The organism is Companilactobacillus sp. FL22-3, assembly GCF_054881455.1.
Genome location: NZ_JBTYYZ010000009.1, coordinates 75,525 through 94,198 on the forward strand (window position 1 = coordinate 75,525; position 18,674 = coordinate 94,198).

Annotated in this window: 17 protein-coding genes, 1 CRISPR repeat array and 1 riboswitch; all 17 genes read right to left on the reverse strand. The window is 36.2% G+C overall.

What is annotated here, in order from left to right:
• Positions 1-3 precede the first annotated feature (3 nt).
• The 17 genes from sufB to rsmI all read right to left on the reverse strand — a co-directional run bounded on the left by sufB (position 4) and on the right by rsmI (position 18,671).
• Positions 4-1,395 (reverse strand): Fe-S cluster assembly protein SufB, encoded by a 1,392-nt coding sequence (gene sufB / locus ACYT32_RS09265; RefSeq protein WP_395265835.1) that lies wholly within the window; start codon positions 1,393-1,395, stop codon positions 4-6.
• Positions 1,388-1,834 carry a Fe-S cluster assembly sulfur transfer protein SufU gene (gene sufU / locus ACYT32_RS09270; protein ID WP_395265834.1) on the reverse strand — a complete coding sequence of 149 codons (447 nt, stop codon included), beginning with the start codon at positions 1,832-1,834 and terminating at the stop codon, positions 1,388-1,390. Before sufU ends, sufB begins: the two co-directional genes overlap by 8 nt.
• Complete coding sequence (locus ACYT32_RS09275) at positions 1,831-3,060, reverse strand: cysteine desulfurase (protein ID WP_395265833.1); 1,230 nt, start codon at positions 3,058-3,060, stop codon at positions 1,831-1,833. The genes sufU and ACYT32_RS09275 overlap by 4 nt, the downstream gene beginning before the upstream one ends.
• Positions 3,029-4,192 (reverse strand): Fe-S cluster assembly protein SufD, encoded by a 1,164-nt coding sequence (gene sufD / locus ACYT32_RS09280; protein WP_395265832.1) that lies wholly within the window; start codon positions 4,190-4,192, stop codon positions 3,029-3,031. The genes ACYT32_RS09275 and sufD overlap by 32 nt, the downstream gene beginning before the upstream one ends.
• A 15-nt stretch (positions 4,193-4,207) precedes the next feature.
• Positions 4,208-4,999: a Fe-S cluster assembly ATPase SufC gene (sufC, locus tag ACYT32_RS09285; RefSeq protein ID WP_395265831.1), complete on the reverse strand. Its 792-nt coding sequence runs from the start codon at positions 4,997-4,999 to the stop codon at positions 4,208-4,210.
• A 100-nt stretch (positions 5,000-5,099) separates the two neighbouring features.
• Positions 5,100-5,810 (reverse strand): hypothetical protein, encoded by a 711-nt coding sequence (locus ACYT32_RS09290; protein WP_395265830.1) that lies wholly within the window; start codon positions 5,808-5,810, stop codon positions 5,100-5,102.
• Positions 5,811-6,074: 264 nt separating this feature from the next.
• A CRISPR array of direct repeats spans positions 6,075-8,026; the repeat unit is 36 nt; unit sequence GTTTTACTGTTTCTAAATCTTTGAAGGTACAAAAAC.
• Positions 8,027-8,050: 24 nt separating this feature from the next.
• Positions 8,051-9,073: a CRISPR-associated protein Csn2-St gene (csn2-St, locus tag ACYT32_RS09295; RefSeq protein WP_395265829.1), complete on the reverse strand. Its 1,023-nt coding sequence runs from the start codon at positions 9,071-9,073 to the stop codon at positions 8,051-8,053.
• Positions 9,070-9,378 carry a CRISPR-associated endonuclease Cas2 gene (gene cas2, locus ACYT32_RS09300; protein ID WP_395265906.1) on the reverse strand — a complete coding sequence of 103 codons (309 nt, stop codon included), beginning with the start codon at positions 9,376-9,378 and terminating at the stop codon, positions 9,070-9,072. The genes csn2-St and cas2 overlap by 4 nt, the downstream gene beginning before the upstream one ends.
• An 11-nt stretch (positions 9,379-9,389) precedes the next feature.
• Positions 9,390-10,298, reverse strand: coding sequence for a type II CRISPR-associated endonuclease Cas1 (cas1, locus tag ACYT32_RS09305; RefSeq protein WP_395265828.1), 909 nt, complete (start codon positions 10,296-10,298; stop codon positions 9,390-9,392).
• 189 nt (positions 10,299-10,487) lie between these two features.
• Positions 10,488-12,179: a type II CRISPR RNA-guided endonuclease Cas9 gene (cas9, locus tag ACYT32_RS09310; RefSeq protein WP_395265827.1), complete on the reverse strand. Its 1,692-nt coding sequence runs from the start codon at positions 12,177-12,179 to the stop codon at positions 10,488-10,490.
• A 2-nt stretch (positions 12,180-12,181) separates the two neighbouring features.
• Positions 12,182-13,864 carry a type II CRISPR RNA-guided endonuclease Cas9 gene (gene cas9, locus ACYT32_RS09315; protein ID WP_395265826.1) on the reverse strand — a complete coding sequence of 561 codons (1,683 nt, stop codon included), beginning with the start codon at positions 13,862-13,864 and terminating at the stop codon, positions 12,182-12,184.
• 118 nt (positions 13,865-13,982) lie between these two features.
• Positions 13,983-15,044, reverse strand: coding sequence for a tRNA (adenosine(37)-N6)-threonylcarbamoyltransferase complex transferase subunit TsaD (gene tsaD, locus ACYT32_RS09320; protein ID WP_395265905.1), 1,062 nt, complete (start codon positions 15,042-15,044; stop codon positions 13,983-13,985).
• Complete coding sequence (gene rimI / locus ACYT32_RS09325; protein ID WP_461793426.1) at positions 15,016-15,561, reverse strand: ribosomal protein S18-alanine N-acetyltransferase; 546 nt, start codon at positions 15,559-15,561, stop codon at positions 15,016-15,018. Before rimI ends, tsaD begins: the two co-directional genes overlap by 29 nt.
• Positions 15,530-16,252 (reverse strand): tRNA (adenosine(37)-N6)-threonylcarbamoyltransferase complex dimerization subunit type 1 TsaB, encoded by a 723-nt coding sequence (gene tsaB, locus ACYT32_RS09330; protein ID WP_395265823.1) that lies wholly within the window; start codon positions 16,250-16,252, stop codon positions 15,530-15,532. The genes rimI and tsaB overlap by 32 nt, the downstream gene beginning before the upstream one ends.
• Positions 16,253-16,316: 64 nt before the next feature.
• A complete protein-coding gene (locus tag ACYT32_RS09335; RefSeq protein WP_395265821.1) occupies positions 16,317-16,841 on the reverse strand; it encodes a folate family ECF transporter S component in 525 nt (174 codons plus the stop codon).
• Between the two features lie 58 nt (positions 16,842-16,899).
• Positions 16,900-16,994: riboswitch (THF riboswitch) on the reverse strand.
• 61 nt (positions 16,995-17,055) lie between these two features.
• On the reverse strand, positions 17,056-17,799 hold the full coding sequence (locus ACYT32_RS09340) for an acyl-[acyl-carrier-protein] thioesterase (protein WP_395265820.1): 744 nt from the start codon (positions 17,797-17,799) through the stop codon (positions 17,056-17,058).
• The gene (gene rsmI / locus ACYT32_RS09345; RefSeq protein ID WP_395265819.1) at positions 17,799-18,671 is read right to left on the reverse strand and encodes a 16S rRNA (cytidine(1402)-2'-O)-methyltransferase; all 873 of its coding nucleotides are present in this window, start codon (positions 18,669-18,671) and stop codon (positions 17,799-17,801) included. The genes ACYT32_RS09340 and rsmI overlap by 1 nt, the downstream gene beginning before the upstream one ends.
• Positions 18,672-18,674: the final 3 nt, after the last annotated feature.

The following is an 18,674-nucleotide window of genomic DNA, read 5'->3' on the forward strand; positions in this document are numbered from 1 at the left end:
CCTCTAGCCGATCGAACCTTCCATTTCATAACTGATCAAACGGTTCAATTCTACGGCATATTCCATTGGCAGTTTTTTGGTGAATGGTTCCACAAAGCCCATCACGATCATCTCGGTAGCTTTAGCTTCCGAAATACCACGGCTCATCAGATAATAAAGCTGTTCCTCTGAGATCTTCGAGACTCTAGCTTCGTGCTCCATCGAAACATTCGCATTATCGATTTCATTATAAGGGATCGTATCAGATGATGACTGATCATCCATGATGATCGTATCGCATTCAACGTGAGCTTTGGAGCCATCAGAATGTTTCCCAAAACGCACTGTTCCACGATAATCGACTGAACCTCCAGTTTTAGCGATTGACTTGGAAACAATCGAACTAGAAGTATTCTTGGCATTATGAATCATTCTAGCTCCAGAATCTTGATGGATACCGTTACTAGCTACGGCGATTGAAAGCATCGTTCCTCGGGCATTTTCACCATTCAAATAAACACTGGGATACTTCATCGTGACTTTGGAACCTAAGTTACCATCGACCCACTCCATGGTGGCGTTCTCTTCGGCTGCGGCTCGTTTAGTCTCTAGACTATAAACATTATCCGACCAGTTTTGAATCGTCGTATAACGGCAATAAGCGTCCTTTTGAACATTAACTTCTACTACTGCCGCATGCAAGCTATCCGAAGAATAGTTAGGAGCAGTACAGCCTTCAACGTAATCGACTTTAGCTCCCTCATCAACGATGATCAACGTCCGTTCAAATTGTCCAGAGTTCTCTGAATTCAAGCGGAAATACGACTGGATTGGGATATCAGTTCTAACGCCTTTTGGCACATAGATAAAGGAACCACCAGACCAAACAGCACCGTTTAAGGCCGCAAATTTATTATCTGTCGGTTGGACTAATTTACCGAACCATTTCTTGAATAACTCTGGGTACTCTTTTAGAGCAGTATCAGTATCGGTGAAGATGATCCCTAATTTGGCAAATTCTTCACGCATGTTGTGATAGACAACTTCTGATTCATACTGGGCAGAAGAGCCGCCTAGATACTTCCGTTCAGCTTCAGGGACCCCTAAGCGGTCAAAAGTTTCTTTCATCTTGTCAGGTACATCGTCCCAATCACGATATTTTTTATCGGTCATCTTTTGATAATAAAGCATATTCTCAAGGTCTAAATCCGATAGATCTGGTCCAAACGGTGGCATGGCCATCTTTTGATAGGCCGCAAATGACTTCAAGCGATAATCTAACATCCACTGAGGTTCATTTTTAGCGGCTGAGATCTCTCTGACTGTCTCTTCTCTTAAACCACGACCAGTTGAGAATTTAGGCTTGATATCATCATGAAAACCATATTCATAATCAGAATCATTTAGATCAATCATCGCTCTCATCTCCTAACGCTTTTCGTAAAGCCCACCAACACAAAGTGGCACATTTGATTCGGGCGGGGAATTGCATGATGCTCGAAAGGATCGCCGCATCACCTAGTTTATCTAATTCAGCTTGTGAGTGTTCTTTGCCCATGACCATATCGGAAAAAATATGGGCCATCTCCAAACTCTGTGCCTTAGTTTTATTCAAGACTGCATCAGTCATCATACTAGCTGAAGATTGACTGATCGTGCAGCCTTCACCAGTAAAGCCAATATCGGTGATCGTGTCATCGGTAACTTTTAATTCTAAGTTGATCACGTCTCCACAAGTTGGATTTTTCAAAGTTATTTTATTAGTCGCTTCAGGTAAGCTCTGTTTGTGATGAGGATGTTCTGAGTGGTCCAAAATAACTTCTCGATATAAATTATTCAAACCTTTTAAACTCATACTTTAAAGAACTCCTTTGTCTCACAGATTGCCCGAACTAATGTGTCCGCATCCTGCTTATTATTATAAATATAAAAACTAGCTCTAGCCGTGGCCGTCACATCCAGATACTTCATCAAAGGCTGAGCACAATGATGGCCAGCTCGAATGGCTACTCCCTCCATATCTAACGCTGTGGCTAGATCATGTGGGTGCAGATCAGCTAGGTTAAAGGAAATAACGCCACTGTGTAATTGAGGATCATGTGGGCCATAGACGGTTAAACCATCGATATTCAACAGTTTAGGTAAAACGTAACTGACTAACTCTTGTTCATAGTCGACGATCTTGTCCATACCGATTGCTTCCAGATAGTCAATGGCCTGTCCTAAACCGATCGCACCAGCCACATTTTGAGTTCCCGCTTCAAATTTCCAAGGGATATCGGCCCAGGAACTCTGAAATTTCTCGACGAAATTGATCATCTCACCACCGTATTGATAAGGCGGCATCGCGTTTAGAAGTTGAGCTTTGCCATATAAGACACCAATACCCATCGGTGCTAACATCTTATGTCCAGAGAAAGCATAGAAATCAGCGTCTAGTGCTTGAACATCTACTGGCAAATGGGGAACTGCTTGAGCACCATCTACGACTATCACCCCACCATTTTCATGCGTTAGAGCGGCCAATTGCTTGATATCATTTGTGACACCTAAAACATTACTAGCATGGGCAACGGCAACGATCTTCGTCTTAGTAGTGATCTTATCTTTTGCATCGTTCATATCTAACTGTCCATCGGCAGTCAGTTTGATATATTTCAACACCGCTTTTTTACGTTTTGCCAGCTGTTGCCATGGAATTAAATTACTGTGATGTTCCATATAGGTGATCACGATCTCATCGCCAGCGTGGATATTTTCTTGTCCGTAAGTACTAGCGACTAAATTCAAACTATCAGTGGCACCTTTAGTAAAAATAATTTCTTTACTCTCTTTGGCATTGATAAACTTTTGGACTTTTTTTCGAGCTAATTCAAATGCTTCAGTTGCTCTTTGTCCTAGAGTATGAACGCCTCGATGAGTGTTGGCATTGTCATTTTTATAATAGTGCATCAATTCATCGAGCACTTGATTTGGTTTTTGACTGGTCGCAGCACTATCTAAGTAAACTAATGGTTCATCGTTTACGGTTTGATCAAGAATTGGGAAATCACTTCGTATTGTCTGAAATTGTTTGTCCATCAGCTAATTTCCTCTCAATCGTTTCAATTAATTGTTCCCGAATAGTCTGGGAAGGGATCGACATTAAGACATCTCCTAAGAAGCCTCGAATGACCATCCGTTTGGCCGTATTCCGATCGATCCCCCGACTCATCAAATAGTAGAGCTGCTTTTGATCAACTTGACCGACACTAGCGGCATGACCAGCTAAAACATCATTTTCATCGATCAATAAGATTGGATTAGCATCACCGTGAGCTTTGGATGACATCATCATCACTCGATTTTGTTGTTCGGCGTTAGCACCAGAAGCACCCTTGATAATATGGCCGATCCCATTGAAGATCAGTCTGGAACGATCCATGATCACGCCCCGTTGATTGATATTGCCGATTGAATGTTTGCCATAGTTAGTCACACGAGTATTTACGCCCTCTTGTTGGCGACCAGTTGTGATATCAACAACTTTGATCTCTGAATGAGCACCTTCGCCATACAGATCCGTATCAAAGTCAGCCACCGTATCGCCTGAATTCATCAAACCAATCGACCAGTCAACATAGGCATCACGATCGACATAAGCTCTACGGCTAATAACGGAAGTCACATTCTCACCAAGTTCATCGACTGCCGCATATTTAACGATACTATTAGGCATGGCCATGATCTCAACGATACTATTGGTGACACTCTTAGTTTCGCCACGAGTAGTTGTCTTTTGGATGAAAGAAAACTTCGAATTTTCACCAGCAATTATCAAAACATGTGCGACATTGGTCCGATCAGAATCTTGTTGTAAATTGACCTCGATCGGTTGTTCAACCACGGTATCCTTTGGTACATAGAGAAAGATACCTTGATTCAAATAAGCGGTATGGTAAGCAGTCAGTTTATTTTCATCAAACTTGACGACTTTTTCCATGTAATATTGCTTGATCAAATCTGGATAAACTAAAAGTGCTTCGAAGAGATCCATCAAAACATAATCTTGGTGGTCAGATGAAACTTTTGTAGCAATCTGACCGTTAGTTTCAGGCGTCAATTGCCAATTACGAAAATTGAATCGTTGAATTTGAGGCATGGGTAATTGCTCGATCAAAGCTTTTGCGGACTGTCTTTTTTGAGCAAACCAAGCCGGTTCATTACTTGTCATTGTCATAATATCCCCTTAATCATCGATCAAATTAACATCTAGTCCTAATTCATCTCGCAAACCAGCATAACCTTCATCTTCCAGCTTCTCGGCCAATGTGGCATCACCAGTTTTAACGATCTGACCATCCATCATTACATGTACGACGTCAGGTTTGATGTAATTCAATAATCGTTGATAATGCGTGATGATCAAAGCTCCAAAGTCACTGCCCCGCATCGAATTGACCCCTTTTGAGACAACTTTTAGAGCATCGATATCAAGTCCTGAATCGATCTCGTCTAGTAAAGCAAAACTAGGTTTGATCATCAGTAATTGTAAGATCTCATTACGCTTTTTCTCGCCACCAGAAAATCCTTCATTGAGATAACGTTCCGTCATCGCTTCACTCATATCTAATAAGGCCAAATTCTTATCGAGTTCTTTAAGAAAATCCATCACCGAGATCTTGTCATTTTCTGGTCTGCGGGCATTGATCGCTGCCCGTAAAAATTCGGCATTAGTGACACCAGGTATCTCAGCTGGATATTGCATCGCTAAGAAAAGCCCTTTTCGAGCACGTTGGTCGACAGGCATATCCAAAATACTTTCACCGTTCAAAATAATATCGCCCTGAGTGACGTGATAGTTTTTTTGACCCATGATCGTTTCGGAAAGCGTCGATTTACCAGTACCGTTTGGACCCATGATCGCATGGATCTGGCCCGTCTTCATCGACAGATTGACCCCTTTTAAGATCTCTTTACTAGTTTTTTTCTCTTCATCGATAACTTCAACGTGAAGATTTTTGATCAATAATTCGCCCATTTTTGTTCTCCTATTAGTAAGTCGTCATATAAATATTCTATTACAAACGCTTAGCTTAAAATAGCCATGAATAAACCATTCTAGATTTATTCATGACTATTTATTTTTGTAAAAAACTATTTTTAATTTTATAGGAAGTAGTTAACCGATTGTCGTCAATTATTTGAATTGAACGCGAATACTGACTTTCAAACGTTGCGTTGTTACCAGCCTTCAGCGTCTCCATCCCTAATAGGTCCTGATAGTGAAATACTTGTTTCATCGTAAATTGATTGCCTGACATTAATCCCAGAATAGGAAAATCATCCGTTTGATTGAAGATAAAGTGCATGACATTATTGAAAGTTATTTCATCGCTATTTTTAGGATTTGCGACAAAATCATTCACAGACACATCGGGAAACTTAAAATCAGTCGGATCAGTCAAGCCGCTGCCCCAATTCAATTCCCAGAACTTCAATTGACGATCGTACTTCACACGATGCCAAGATTCATAATTCAACGATGAAAAAGCATCCTGCGTTGATTCAAAAATTACCGCCACGTAATTATAAATTATCGAATCTTTGGAAAATGACACCTTAACAAAAGGAATAAAAATATGATTGGCATCAATAAAAGTATCAAAATCAACGATTTTTTCTAACAAGTAAGTTTTAATATCCGAAAGCTTTGCATCACGTTTTTGAATAAAATTAAACGCTGGAATTTCATAAACATGATGCTCATTGTTAGAAGTCTTGGTATAAATATTATCAGTTTGATCGTCATACTTCAAAATTACGTAAGAAATTTTCGTACTTGTTTTCATGAATACACCTACCACATATTAAACGATTCGCTATATATTTGAAACACACTCATTGGAATTATAATTCTTTGAAAATGAAAAAACTATTCCTGAGGAAAAATTAGTTAGAATCTTAATAGTTAGAAAATAAAAAAACCAAAGTTGTTATAACTTTGGATAGGTGGATTAGATGTTTTTATCGATTGGAATTATCTTACTTGGATGTTTGTATATTTACTTAAATCGTACGAAGGGCGATACTTAGGTATTTTGTAATGGCTTTGAGTTTTACTGTTTCTAAATCTTTGAAGGTACAAAAACAGGAACAACGAATAGTTAGCCAGCACAATCGTTTTACTGTTTCTTAATCTTTGAAGGTACAAAAACACTTCGATGGCTCGATCATTAAAACAGTCCGTTTTACTGTTTCTAAATCTTTGAAGGTACAAAAACCTCTCGTTCTTTTCAGATTCAGACTCAATCGTTTTACTGTTTCTAAATCTTTGAAGGTACAAAAACGGGGCTGGCGTCCAATCAGTATTAATATTTGTTTTACTGTTTCTAAATCTTTGAAGGTACAAAAACTAATAGATACTGATACTGCTAATGCTCATGGTTTTACTGTTTCTAAATCTTTGAAGGTACAAAAACGAAAGTTTGGAATTTAAGCCTTCATGTAACGTTTTACTGTTTCTAAATCTTTGAAGGTACAAAAACTTGTTTCGAATCGCTGATTATCGAAAAAGTGTTTTACTGTTTCTAAATCTTTGAAGGTACAAAAACCAAGCAAAAGTACGCTTAGTCATTCGCCCTGTTTTACTGTTTCTAAATCTTTGAAGGTACAAAAACAGCGACACTGGATAAATTGTCTTCAGCTGAGGTTTTACTGTTTCTAAATCTTTGAAGGTACAAAAACATTCGCTGTTATAAACTCGTAAGGCACTGTGTTTTACTGTTTCTAAATCTTTGAAGGTACAAAAACAATTGCTAGCACATTCGCTAGTTCATACATGTTTTACTGTTTCTAAATCTTTGAAGGTACAAAAACACGACAAATAATTCAACGACACTATTTGATGTTTTACTGTTTCTAAATCTTTGAAGGTACAAAAACAAGGAACGAAGCAAATTAGCACACGACAATATTTTACTGTTTCTAAATCTTTGAAGGTACAAAAACGTTTCTGGATCTGTAAAATTATAATCAGTAGTTTTACTGTTTCTAAATCTTTGAAGGTACAAAAACGCACCATTGATAAAATCATCAGCAGTGAATGTTTTACTGTTTCTAAATCTTTGAAGGTACAAAAACCTCTCGTTCTTTTCAGATTCAGACTCAATCGTTTTACTGTTTCTAAATCTTTGAAGGTACAAAAACGGGGCTGGCGTCCAATCAGTATTAATATTTGTTTTACTGTTTCTAAATCTTTGAAGGTACAAAAACATGGACATGTCGGCAGTAGAAGACATATCAGTTTTACTGTTTCTAAATCTTTGAAGGTACAAAAACCAGCAAACGATTATTAAAATGCTTGCATTAGTTTTACTGTTTCTAAATCTTTGAAGGTACAAAAACATCGGACCTTCCAGATGGAGACGTTGGAAAGTTTTACTGTTTCTAAATCTTTGAAGGTACAAAAACCTTGTCAGTTTTGAAGCTAACCCATTTTCTGTTTTACTGTTTCTAAATCTTTGAAGGTACAAAAACAGGTCTTTATTATCAGTTGCAAATAATGCTGTTTTACTGTTTCTAAATCTTTGAAGGTACAAAAACAAAAACCATTTTCTTATTTTGTCTAACTCTGTTTTACTGTTTCTAAATCTTTGAAGGTACAAAAACTCGGCTTGTATCTCATGCAGCGCATTGATTGGTTTTACTGTTTCTAAATCTTTGAAGGTACAAAAACTTACTGACGGTTACTTGACCATCAGACTTTGTTTTACTGTTTCTAAATCTTTGAAGGTACAAAAACTAGGCGACCGTTATAAAGACTTGGCAATTGGTTTTACTGTTTCTAAATCTTTGAAGGTACAAAAACATGCTTGTCTATCAAGATGAGGACAGTAACGTTTTACTGTTTCTAAATCTTTGAAGGTACAAAAACTGTATGGACTAACTGGTCATATTGGCATAAGTTTTACTGTTTCTAAATCTTTGAAGGTACAAAAACCTATAGGTTTAAAACTCGTGCTACTTGCTCGTTTTACTGTTTCTAAATCTTTGAAGGTACAAAAACCTCAAATTAAAAAAATCAACAAAATCAATCCTTCAAATATTTAGTTTCTGCATCAGAAATCAACTGTGAATCTAGGTCATACGACGTCTCGTAACCTAAAATTTCATTGATCACCTTTAATAATACCAAATCTTTATTAGAAATAAACACTTGGTTATCTTTTCCTACGAATGGCACTATTCTTTTCATAGATTTAACAAATTGATTTTCTGTTTGCAACAATTCATTAGGATAATGCATTTTAACAGAATTAAATAATTCTGGATTGGGTAATAATTGATGAAAATCTTTACTAGCAATTACCACTTTTTCAAGATCACTAGCTCCAATCGGTACTGAGTCCAAATTGTTGCCAAGATAAACAACTTTTAAATCATATTGATCAACCAAGTTTTGAATACGTTTCATAAAATCGAATTGGGCTGACTTTGAAATAAAACTATCCATATTATATAAAATCAACCAAACTGGTGTCCCATTATCCTGTAATTTGAACTTCAAAAAATTGAGAAATTCATCTAATAACACTTCGGTATCCATTAATTCCAATGGATAACTGGCAGATTTAGTTTCATAACTAATCAACAAATTATTTTTTAAGAATTCCAAATATGTATTGTTCTTAAACTCAATTCTCAGGTTATTAGAATATGTTTCTAACAATTTTTGTACAGCTATTTCCAATTTAAGTTGTTGGTTATTAATATTTTCAATTGAATAATCAACTTCTAGATTGCTATCAAGGCTATTCAAAAGATCAAACAATAATGACTCTTTCTTATAAATCATCTGATGATAAATGCTTTCTCTATTGTTTAAGAAATAAACAGTGTTGTTCTTCTTTGAAATTGGCTGTTCATCTACGAGTAATTCAATAGAATTTTCTCCATAAACATTTTCCAATAACTGTGGATCCTTATTGAAATAATAATAAAAGCTACGAAAGACTCGCCATAACTTTAACTGATCCATTCCAACGATATAAATGATGTCATCAAAATCAATATCCAGAAAATGACCATCTTCCAATTCAATTTTTAATCTCATATACTAACCAGCTCCTTATTTCCAACAAGGACCTCTTGCTTACTTCGACTTCCAACCAATATCTGCATATCATTGAATTGTTTTTCGCTTACTGCTATTAATCTGACTTCACCATGAACTGGAAGAAATTGTTTTAGATTTCTTTCATACTTTTTACTGGCTGCCCGATTTTGAATGGCTCGATAATAAACAGAATACTGCAACATTGTGAAACCACTTCTGATGAGTTCTTTTCTAAAGATTCGATACTGTCTTCTTTCATTTGGTGTATCAACAGGTAAATCAAACATACATAGCATTCTCATATTTTGATATTTCAACTTCTTTCACCCACAAAATTATTCAAATCAATTTTAATTAAAAGTTCTGGATCGTGTTCCTCCATTGATTCAATGAAACTTGCAACATATTCTTGCATTGAATTATCAATTGTCATTTTTTTATTCTGAATCTTAATTTTTTGATTCATAAATTCGATGATCTTTAGTCTCGACTCATAACTCAAATAATCTTGATCAGTAATTACAAATTCATTGATCCAATAATCCATTAACGGACGATACGGTTCCATCAAGTCATCCACTAAATTAAAACTATTAAATTCATTTCGATGAAAAATTCCTAACATGGTGACTAAGCCATTTCCAACCACGATTCTAGCCATGCAGGACCTAACAATCGCATAGCCAAAATTCATAGCAGCATTAATCACATTGTCATCATCCCTGGTAAACGATTTCCCATACAATGAGTCAAAATAAACTTTTGCGACATGACCTTCACGATTACTTGTATCTCCAACTAAAAGATCCTTGATTAAATCTTCCATCAAAAGTAATCTGCTCGCTTCAACTCCTGAATATCTCGCATAGTCAACCTGATTGTTCATTTTTTGTTCAATTACTTTTTGCCAAATCATTCCTTTTAAATCTGCGGTCCAACTTGCCTGCTTAATTACACGCTTAGAATAATGGTGATATTGTCCATAAGGTAAATATATTCCTACTGGCAAATATTTATCATCACAGATTACTAAACCAACATTATTTTGGCTCAAACTAGATAATAGCTTGGTCGTAATCAAGGTGCGATTTCCTTCCAAAACAATCATTGTAATATCGGACAAAGGAATATATACCTTAGTTTCTTTCTTTCTAACTTCCAGGTTATCTAGGCGCAACCTTAAAATATCTCCTTCTTTTACATGAACTATTCTCCATCCCAAAGCAATCACCTCCAGATTTTTTCGAAAAAAAAACCATCTATTTTTTCAAATAGATGGTAAATTCGGAATAAATCCTTATTTTTGTAGATCTTCAAAGATTTAGAAACAGTAAAACTAAATCTAAGTCGAATGAACGTTCAAACATATAAGGCGTCCCTTACGCCAATAATATTATCAATTTTAAAACAATTAATCAAGGATATCTTTAGGATTTTCGGACTCTTTCTCAAGATAATATGGATCACCTAAAATATTCGTATTAATTTTCCAAATTTTACAATTTTTAGGAACTAATCTTTTCTGAATCTGTTTTTTTGCATTTCCATATACTGGCCAATTTGTATCCTCATTATCCATCCGATCCACAGGTTTTAATTCGGCGTAGCCCTTTTGAGCGTCCTTTGTACGTGACCAGAACAGTAACTCAACTGCTTCACCTGTTTCCATATTCTCAACTTTAATCCGATCCTTACGATATAAGCTGAACATAAATTCTGAATCATCAGAGACTTTTTCATGTCTCTTAATGGATAGGTACTTATTCTTCTTGATGCCATATCCTTCATGACTATTGAATTTAAGGTCTGAATATTTAATACCCATTATTTCATATTCATTAGTTGCATGATTAAAGTATACGTCCGTTCGCCAAGGTTTTAATGATTGTAAAACAACATGTTTGCCTCTAGCATTTTCAGGTGTGATATCAATGTGAGAGCCTAATTTTTTATCTAGGTACTTGAGTTGCTTTATCACGGGGCCGTTACCATGTTTGGAATACTTTTTTAATAATCCATGATTTTGTCGATACAATTCAAATGGACTTATGTCTACCGATTTGACCTTGCCATTTTGCTGGGTTTGATCAATTTTTTCTGGATAATCAACTAGAATCTGTTCTATCATTTCAAAAGTTCTGGGATCATATTTAGCGAGCAAGAACTTTGTTTTATCTTTGTCGTAAACTTTCTTGAAATTCTTAAATCCATCCACCGAATAGATATCTTTTACTTTGGAGACAATATATTCTGCCGATTTTTTATCCTTAGAAAGTTGTCCCATTCTAGTGGAATAAATCGTTGCATCACTGACTTTACGATTCATTTTTTTATCAACTTGATGTGAAAACTTGATACGTTCATCAGCTGTCATAATTTCAGAAACAAAACCGTTATATGGCTGCTCATACATTGCCTTATCAAACTCTTCATCATCTAGTATTTCTCCAGTTTCAATATCGATTGATTTTTCTCCAACTTTAACTGGAAAAATGCTGGCACCTTTTTTCCACATTCTCAAGAATGGAGTCGCAGCAATTATTGAAGCATCAATAGCATGATGATGGAAAGTTTCTCTTGTCTTATCAATATGCCAATGTTTACGCATATTAGAAGTAAATTTTCCTCTAATCACGGTAACCTTAGTTTCTTCATTCTTCTCATTAAAGAATTCTTGCAAACTATTCAGTACAACCCTGGAGGAATAACGAGTATCGACTAAATTTCTAGCTATAAATCGCTTTCTGGTCTCGATATCACTAACATTCTCATTAAACAAATAGTTATGACGTTTATTTTTATCAAATCGAGGATTACCCGAAACAATCGCTTTAAATTTATCAAAACCAACACCATGACCTTCATTGAGAAATTCAAACGGAGTCTTTTGACCCTTGATTTGATTCATTGAGGAGAAACATAAAGTTTTATTGCTCAGACTATCATCAAAAGATATCGATTGTGGAATAATATGGTCAATCTCAAATTTGTCTGGATTATCGATCATTTCAACTGGATTGATTGTTTCTCCATTGTAAGGATCAATTTCATCTTGTTGATACCACAATCGAATAGAAGTTTGTAGCTTTCTACTCTTACTCAAAGCTATCTTAACTTTTCTCTCATCACCAACAGCAGATACGAAAGCTTCATATGCCTTATCTTTGGCAACTCGATTATTTTTTGGAATGTCTCAATTTGCTTTTTCGCATCGTCTAAATTCTTATCCCTAGGCATTTCGACAACCAAATAGTCTATGTGACCATATTTTTTCAAAACCGCATTTACTATTTTTAAAGCCTCTCTAACAGCCTTAGCAGCCACAGGATTATAAATATCACGAGCAATTTGTCGATAAGGTAAATACTTATTTGCAGCAAATTTCTTTGTATCTTTTTTAACTAATCCCAATTCATTTAATAGCGTCATTTGTTCAACTGGTCGTGACAGCATCGTTGGAATCAGCTCATTCATTGTCTTCAATGAGAAACGATGCCATTTATTATTCGTAGTAACATCAAAACTAGCTTTATTATCAACAATAAGTTGAACCAAATTCTCATCCAAAAAGTCATATTTTGAAACTAATTCTTGATTGATTCGTTTACGAATTTCTGCATTTTCTGTATTCAAAGTCAAAATAGGACTAAGTTCATCAATAAATTGCACTGGCCATTTATTTACATCAACATCAGCTTTGAGAAAGTCCTTATGAACCTTTCGATAAATCTTCATTGAGCTTATTTCAGGCTTATTTTGACTATCGATTCGATATCCTTTGATATCATCCTTTTCACAGCCAGTTATTTTTCGAATTAAATTTATCATATTTACACTCGTAGTGTTATGTCTTAATTCATCAATAATATCTTCTTTATCTGTCTGTGTAAGTTTTTCATCCTCATAACTTAAGATTCGTAGATTATTTAAATCATTTAAAACATTAAATAGCTGGGCGGTGTATGAGGCACCTGAAGCCCTCAATTCATCGGGGAAAATTTTATCATGACCAATCAATTCCTCAAATAAATTCTTTAAAGTTCGGCCATCTTCTTTATATATTCCATAATCTGTTCTTGATTTTTCACTACCCGGTCCTACAAAATAATCACGTTTTCGTGTCAAAATATCACAATATTGATCCTCAAAATCAGTTGTTAAAATATCTGGATAAAATTCTCTTTGCTTGGAAATAATCCGACGTGCTTCCTTTTCATAGTCAGCAGTTGGAAAAACATTCAGTAATACTTTCTGAGAATCAAGATCTTGATTGACAACTACTTTGCCACGAACTTCACCGAGCTCATTCAACCGTTTCAATTGAATTTCAGCAGGCGTTTTAGTTTTTAATTCTTGATTATTCAATCTTAGACTACTTGAATAATCCGTGCCAGTACCGTCGAAATCCGTATCAGCATCTTTCAAATCATAACTAATGCCCCTGTGCTTGACGATTTGATATAAACTTTCAGCTAATTCTTCTTTGGCTAATTGTTCAGACAATCCCTTAACTCTCAAGGCATAAGGATTAGCATTATTATTAGTCAATTCATCCACTAGGCCTACTTCTTTAAAGAGCTTCAAAGTATCTAGGCGACGTTGACGATTACGATTTAAAAGCCTTCTGGAACCACGCATACTACGGCGATCTTGGTTACCCTCAGCAATTTTAGCGTTAAACAATCTAGCGCCTAATTCAACTACCTTTCCTTGATCAATATTCAATACGCTAAAACCAACTGAAGCCACGCCAATATCTAACCCTAAACTGATTCTATCTCCCATCATATCAACCTCTAACAACAATTTTTTATAAGCTATAAGTAAAATATATCATAAAAATTATTGAATTTAGTAGGTTATTAAAAAAATGTCCTCGATTAAAAAATCGCAGGACATTTTTGGTTTATTCCATATCAAAATCTAAGCTAGGGTCAGCATTCAAATCTAAATCAGCAAAGTCTTTTTTATCATACTGAATCTGTGCCATTGCACCGATCATTGCCGCATTGTCGCCACAAAGTCTCAGTGGCGGGAAGACTAGTTCCATATCTAGATGACGGTTCTTGATTTCTTCTGCCAGTCGTTTTCTCAAGCCTTGATTAGCTGAAACTCCACCACCGACGACAAGTTGCTGAACGGGGTGTTGTTTCAAAGCTCTAAAGGTCTTATTCGTTAAGATATCTAAAACTGCTGCTTGAAAACTTGCTGCCAAATCATCTTTATTCAACTCTTGATGAATTTGATCGGCATGGTGAACAGTATTGATAAAAGCACTCTTCAAACCGCTGAAACTAAAGTCCAAATTATCTTCTTGAACCATAGCCCGAGGAAAATCAAAGGTATCTTGACCAATAGCAGCCATCTGATCGACTTTTTTACCAGCTGGATAGTTGATACCAAGTACCCGACCAATCTTGTCATAAGCTTCACCAACGGCATCATCTCGTGTATCGCCTAGGGTCTTAAAAACTCCTGGTGCAGTAACTAAGACTAATTCGGTGTGACCTCCGGAAACTAACAGTGACATGAATGGATATTTTAATTCTGTCACAAAATTAGCCGAATAAATATGGCCTGCTAAATGATTGACCTTGATCAAAGGTAGTTCATGAGCAAAGGCGACCGTTTTGGCGGCCATAATACCGATCAAAAGTGAACCTACTAATCCAGGTCCGTAAGTGACGGCAACGGCATCTAAATCATTATATCCGACCTTAGCTTCATCCAAAGCTAAATTGATGCACTTAGTAATCTCTTCAACATGATGGCGACTAGCGACTTCTGGAACCACTCCCCCAAAACGTTGATGACTTTTGATTTGTGTTGCAATAATATTTGCTAAAATCTCGTTACCGTTTTTGATGACTGCAACTGAAGTCTCATCACAGCTGCTTTCAAACGATAATATTAAGGTATCCTTTTTCACAATAATCTCCTCACAGATCAACCACCATTTCCCACGCATCATGATGATTTCTCAAATAATACTTTTTATGAACAGTCCGTACTTTAAAGCCAAAAGCATCGTATAAGGCTAAAGCTGAACTATTAGTAACATCTACTTCTAAAGACATTTTTTGATATTCGCGTTGTCGACAATACTTGAAAACTTGATTCAACAGTAAATGACCGATTCCTAAATTATGGTAATCTGCATGGACCGCTAAATTTGTAATATGAGCTTCTTTTTTATCACTCAAGGAAACACCAATAAAGGCAATCACTTTAGCTTGATCGACTAGCGACAAATAAAGTGCATTGCGATTATCTATTTCCATTTCCACAATATCAACTGGCCAAGGAACAGGTATCGGATAAATAGTCTCTTGGATTTTCATATATTGAATCGCATCTTTTTGAACTGCTTTTCTTAAGATAAAATGCTGGTCAGCTAAACGGACTTGTTGTTCTTCAAAATCAAATTTCGCTTTTTTATTAGAGAAAAAATTTTTAAACTTCTTCAACATAAGAAACATTGCCATTGTCCTTATGTCCTTGTTCATACCAATCATGTTCAGCTTGTGTCAAACGAAGGTAAGTTGGTACAAAGCTATCAATGTCAGTGACTGGTTTCTTCGACTCAGCTAACTGGGCAAGTTTAGCTGCATCAGGCAATGAATCTTCAGTTGTAAGGATCTTAGCGTTCGGAAATTGATTTTGAATTAATTCTTGGAGTCTTGGCGTTGCATTAATGAACTCTAATTGATCTTCATTATACTGTTCCAATTGGGCAAACAACTTTGCCATTGAAGTGTGATGATCACCAACAATGCTGACGAATTTATCACGTGAATTTTGATAAACTCCAGCAAAGGCATTGTCATTTCTAGCATCCATTAATGGCACTAAAATATGAGCTTTATCGCCATTGGCAGCTAAGAGTTCCAAACTGGAAACGCCAACTAGCTTTTTATTTAAGGTATCAGCTAGTGTCTTGGCGACTGTCACAGCAATTCTAACACCGGTATAAGAACCTGGTCCTTTAGCTACGGCAATCATATCAAGATCATTCACTGATAAATTGGCTTCACGCAAAGCCTTTTTAATATCTGGCAAAATAGTAATACTGTGAGTCTTCTTTTCGGTCGACTCCAAATGAGCTAAAACTTTACCATCAACTACGACCGCAACGGATAGCGGCTTATTAGATGTATCAAATGCTAATATTTTCATAATTATCCCTCATTCTTCATAAGACCTATTTTAACACAGAATTTTGCACAAAAAAAAACCGACCTTAACGGCCGATCTTACTAAACTTTGAACTATCGATCCACTTAAGGATGATATATAAGATACCAGTCTGGTAAATCAAACTGAATGCCTCTTTAGGAAGCCTTGGTACCAATAATGCTGGATATGGAACATGTGTCATCATGTGAATCCAAACTGTATTCATTCCGGTATTTACAATCAAAACAATTAAGAAAACTGCTAAGAAAGTTCTTAAGACGGTTACTTTGTGATTGTAAAGCACCAAGCCATAAATCAAACCTGCTACTAAAGCCGAAAAGGTGAATCCAATAAAGAAACCACCGGCTGAAGGCAACACTACGTTACTGATAATATCAGCTAACACATTTGCCAAAGCTGCTTTAAAAGGTCCAAAATAATACCCTAATAACCCAATTGAAAGAAAGCTAAACCCTACTTTCAAGATGTTACTTCCAAATGTTAATTGCGACAAGACGATCTGTAAAGCGATCAACAACGACATCCAGGTAACTTCTTGCACACTAATACTTGTACTTCTACTGTTCATAATCGACATCTCCTAAACGGAGCTGCCACCAGATATAGGCAAAAAGAGACATATATAAAGTGGCGAATGCGGAAACAAGATCGCGAGAAAACTCTTTGTCCGATGTTCACATTCCGTTCCATCAGCACTTAACGCCTTGAATCCTACCCCAAATTTTTATTACTCGTAAATAATACCACTTTTTTGAACACTGACAAGTGATTAGTTTCGGAAATTATTTATTTTTCCACTCTAATTGTGCTACAACGTTCAGAACGTCCCCATCCTTAATCCAATGAATAGATTTATTATTCGTATTATCAATTTTGGCATAAGCCACTGGTTCACTCTCCATATTTAACTCTTTATCATATTTGATATCCATGCTCTTTAAGCTGTGACTGCCGATAAAATCGAAGTCTAAGGTATCAACCATCCAATCGAAATAATATGAATTATTAACATGTTTATTAACATCAATATTGTAGTAACCGATATGTTGCGGTTGCTCAAAGTCGTAGCTGTCTGGAACTTTCAAACGATTAAACCGCTTCAGTTTGCTTGTTTCCTCGGCACCAAACTTATCAGCCAATCGGTCAGCAGCACTGACGATTTTACGTTCCTTGATATCGATCAAAACAAAAGCACTCTCAGCCTTTACAATCGTTGCACCAGTTTCATCTTCGATCCAAAAGTTTCGGTAGAAGAAATATTTGTTATAGCTAGTTGCTTGAGTAGTAATTTTCAGTTTCTGTCCTAGCTTAGGCATTTGCTCGATATCCATGTGATATTGGACGACGACCCAACCAAGACCTTCGTTTTGAACCATTTCAGTACTGTCAACGTCAGACTGATGTAATTGCTTCTCTGAAGTCAAGAGCATGATGTCGATCAAAGCAGATAGACGCATCTCGCCAGAAAAGTTAACGAAGTAATATGGTACTTCCATTTCGATAGAATATGTTTGTTTCTCAGTCACTATTCTTCCTCTCCAATTCCGTGATAAAGATTATAGACCGCTTGCTTTTTCAAACCATTTTGCAAAGCGACTTCTTTAATAGCCTTGTTAGGCTTTTGGCCTTGTTCAATTAAATCGTCGATTGCGGAAACTAAATCAGAATCTGATTCTGCCTTGATTGCTTCAACTGGTTTCCCAGAAATAATCAAAACATACTCCCCTTTAGGATCATTTTCTTGATAATAATCAGCCACCTGTTCAAGCGTACCTCGTAAAAAGGCCTCATGAATTTTGGTCAACTCACGAGCTAAGGTTATCTGGCGCTTAGGACCAAAGTTTTCGATTAAATCTTGGATCGTTTTCTTCACACGATAAGGTGATTCATACACGATCGTTGTTTCGAAACGCTGAGCCAAATCAACTAACACTGCAGTTCTTTCCTTACCCTTGCGAGGCAAAAAGCCATAAAAATAAAATGGCTGTGGAGCAATTCCTGATGCAATTAATGCTGTCACCGAGGCAGTAGCTCCTGGTAAAGGCACGACTGGAATTTTTTCCTTGATAGCTGCTTTGACCAATTCTTTACCAGGATCACTGATTGAAGGCGTACCTGCGTCACTGACTTGAGCAATTTTTTGACCAGCATTCATTTTTTCTATTAATTCTGGAATTCTCTGTGCAGTATTATGTTCATGAAAACTTATTAATTCTGTTGATATTTCAAAATGATTTAATAAGTTTTTGGTATTACGGGTATCTTCTGCCGCTACCAAATCTGCTTCTTTGAGCGTGTTAACAGCCCGAAAAGTCATGTCCTCTAAGTTACCAATTGGTGTTGGCACTAAAAAAAGGCAGCCCTTCGAATTATCAACAAAACTCCTTTGTTCTTTCATTCA

Bases quoted from the DNA above. Each gene is read 5' to 3' on its own strand.
- rsmI (WP_395265819.1), bottom strand. From the start codon at position 18,671: ATGAAAGAACAAAGGAGTTTTGTTGATAATTCGAAGGGCTGCCTTTTT.
- sufU (WP_395265834.1), bottom strand. From the start codon at position 1,834: ATGAGTTTAAAAGGTTTGAATAATTTATATCGAGAAGTTATTTTGGAC.
- ACYT32_RS09275 (WP_395265833.1), bottom strand. From the start codon at position 3,060: ATGGACAAACAATTTCAGACAATACGAAGTGATTTCCCAATTCTTGAT.
- sufD (WP_395265832.1), bottom strand. From the start codon at position 4,192: ATGACAAGTAATGAACCGGCTTGGTTTGCTCAAAAAAGACAGTCCGCA.
- rimI (WP_461793426.1), bottom strand. From the start codon at position 15,561: ATGGCAATGTTTCTTATGTTGAAGAAGTTTAAAAATTTTTTCTCTAAT.
- cas9 (WP_395265826.1), bottom strand. From the start codon at position 13,864: ATGATGGGAGATAGAATCAGTTTAGGGTTAGATATTGGCGTGGCTTCA.
- sufC (WP_395265831.1), bottom strand. From the start codon at position 4,999: ATGGGCGAATTATTGATCAAAAATCTTCACGTTGAAGTTATCGATGAA.
- csn2-St (WP_395265829.1), bottom strand. From the start codon at position 9,073: ATGAGATTAAAAATTGAATTGGAAGATGGTCATTTTCTGGATATTGAT.
- sufB (WP_395265835.1), bottom strand. From the start codon at position 1,395: ATGATTGATCTAAATGATTCTGATTATGAATATGGTTTTCATGATGAT.
- cas2 (WP_395265906.1), bottom strand. From the start codon at position 9,378: ATGAGAATGCTATGTATGTTTGATTTACCTGTTGATACACCAAATGAA.
- ACYT32_RS09290 (WP_395265830.1), bottom strand. From the start codon at position 5,810: ATGAAAACAAGTACGAAAATTTCTTACGTAATTTTGAAGTATGACGAT.
- ACYT32_RS09335 (WP_395265821.1), bottom strand. From the start codon at position 16,841: ATGAACAGTAGAAGTACAAGTATTAGTGTGCAAGAAGTTACCTGGATG.
- tsaD (WP_395265905.1), bottom strand. From the start codon at position 15,044: ATGCGTGGGAAATGGTGGTTGATCTGTGAGGAGATTATTGTGAAAAAG.
- tsaB (WP_395265823.1), bottom strand. From the start codon at position 16,252: ATGAAAATATTAGCATTTGATACATCTAATAAGCCGCTATCCGTTGCG.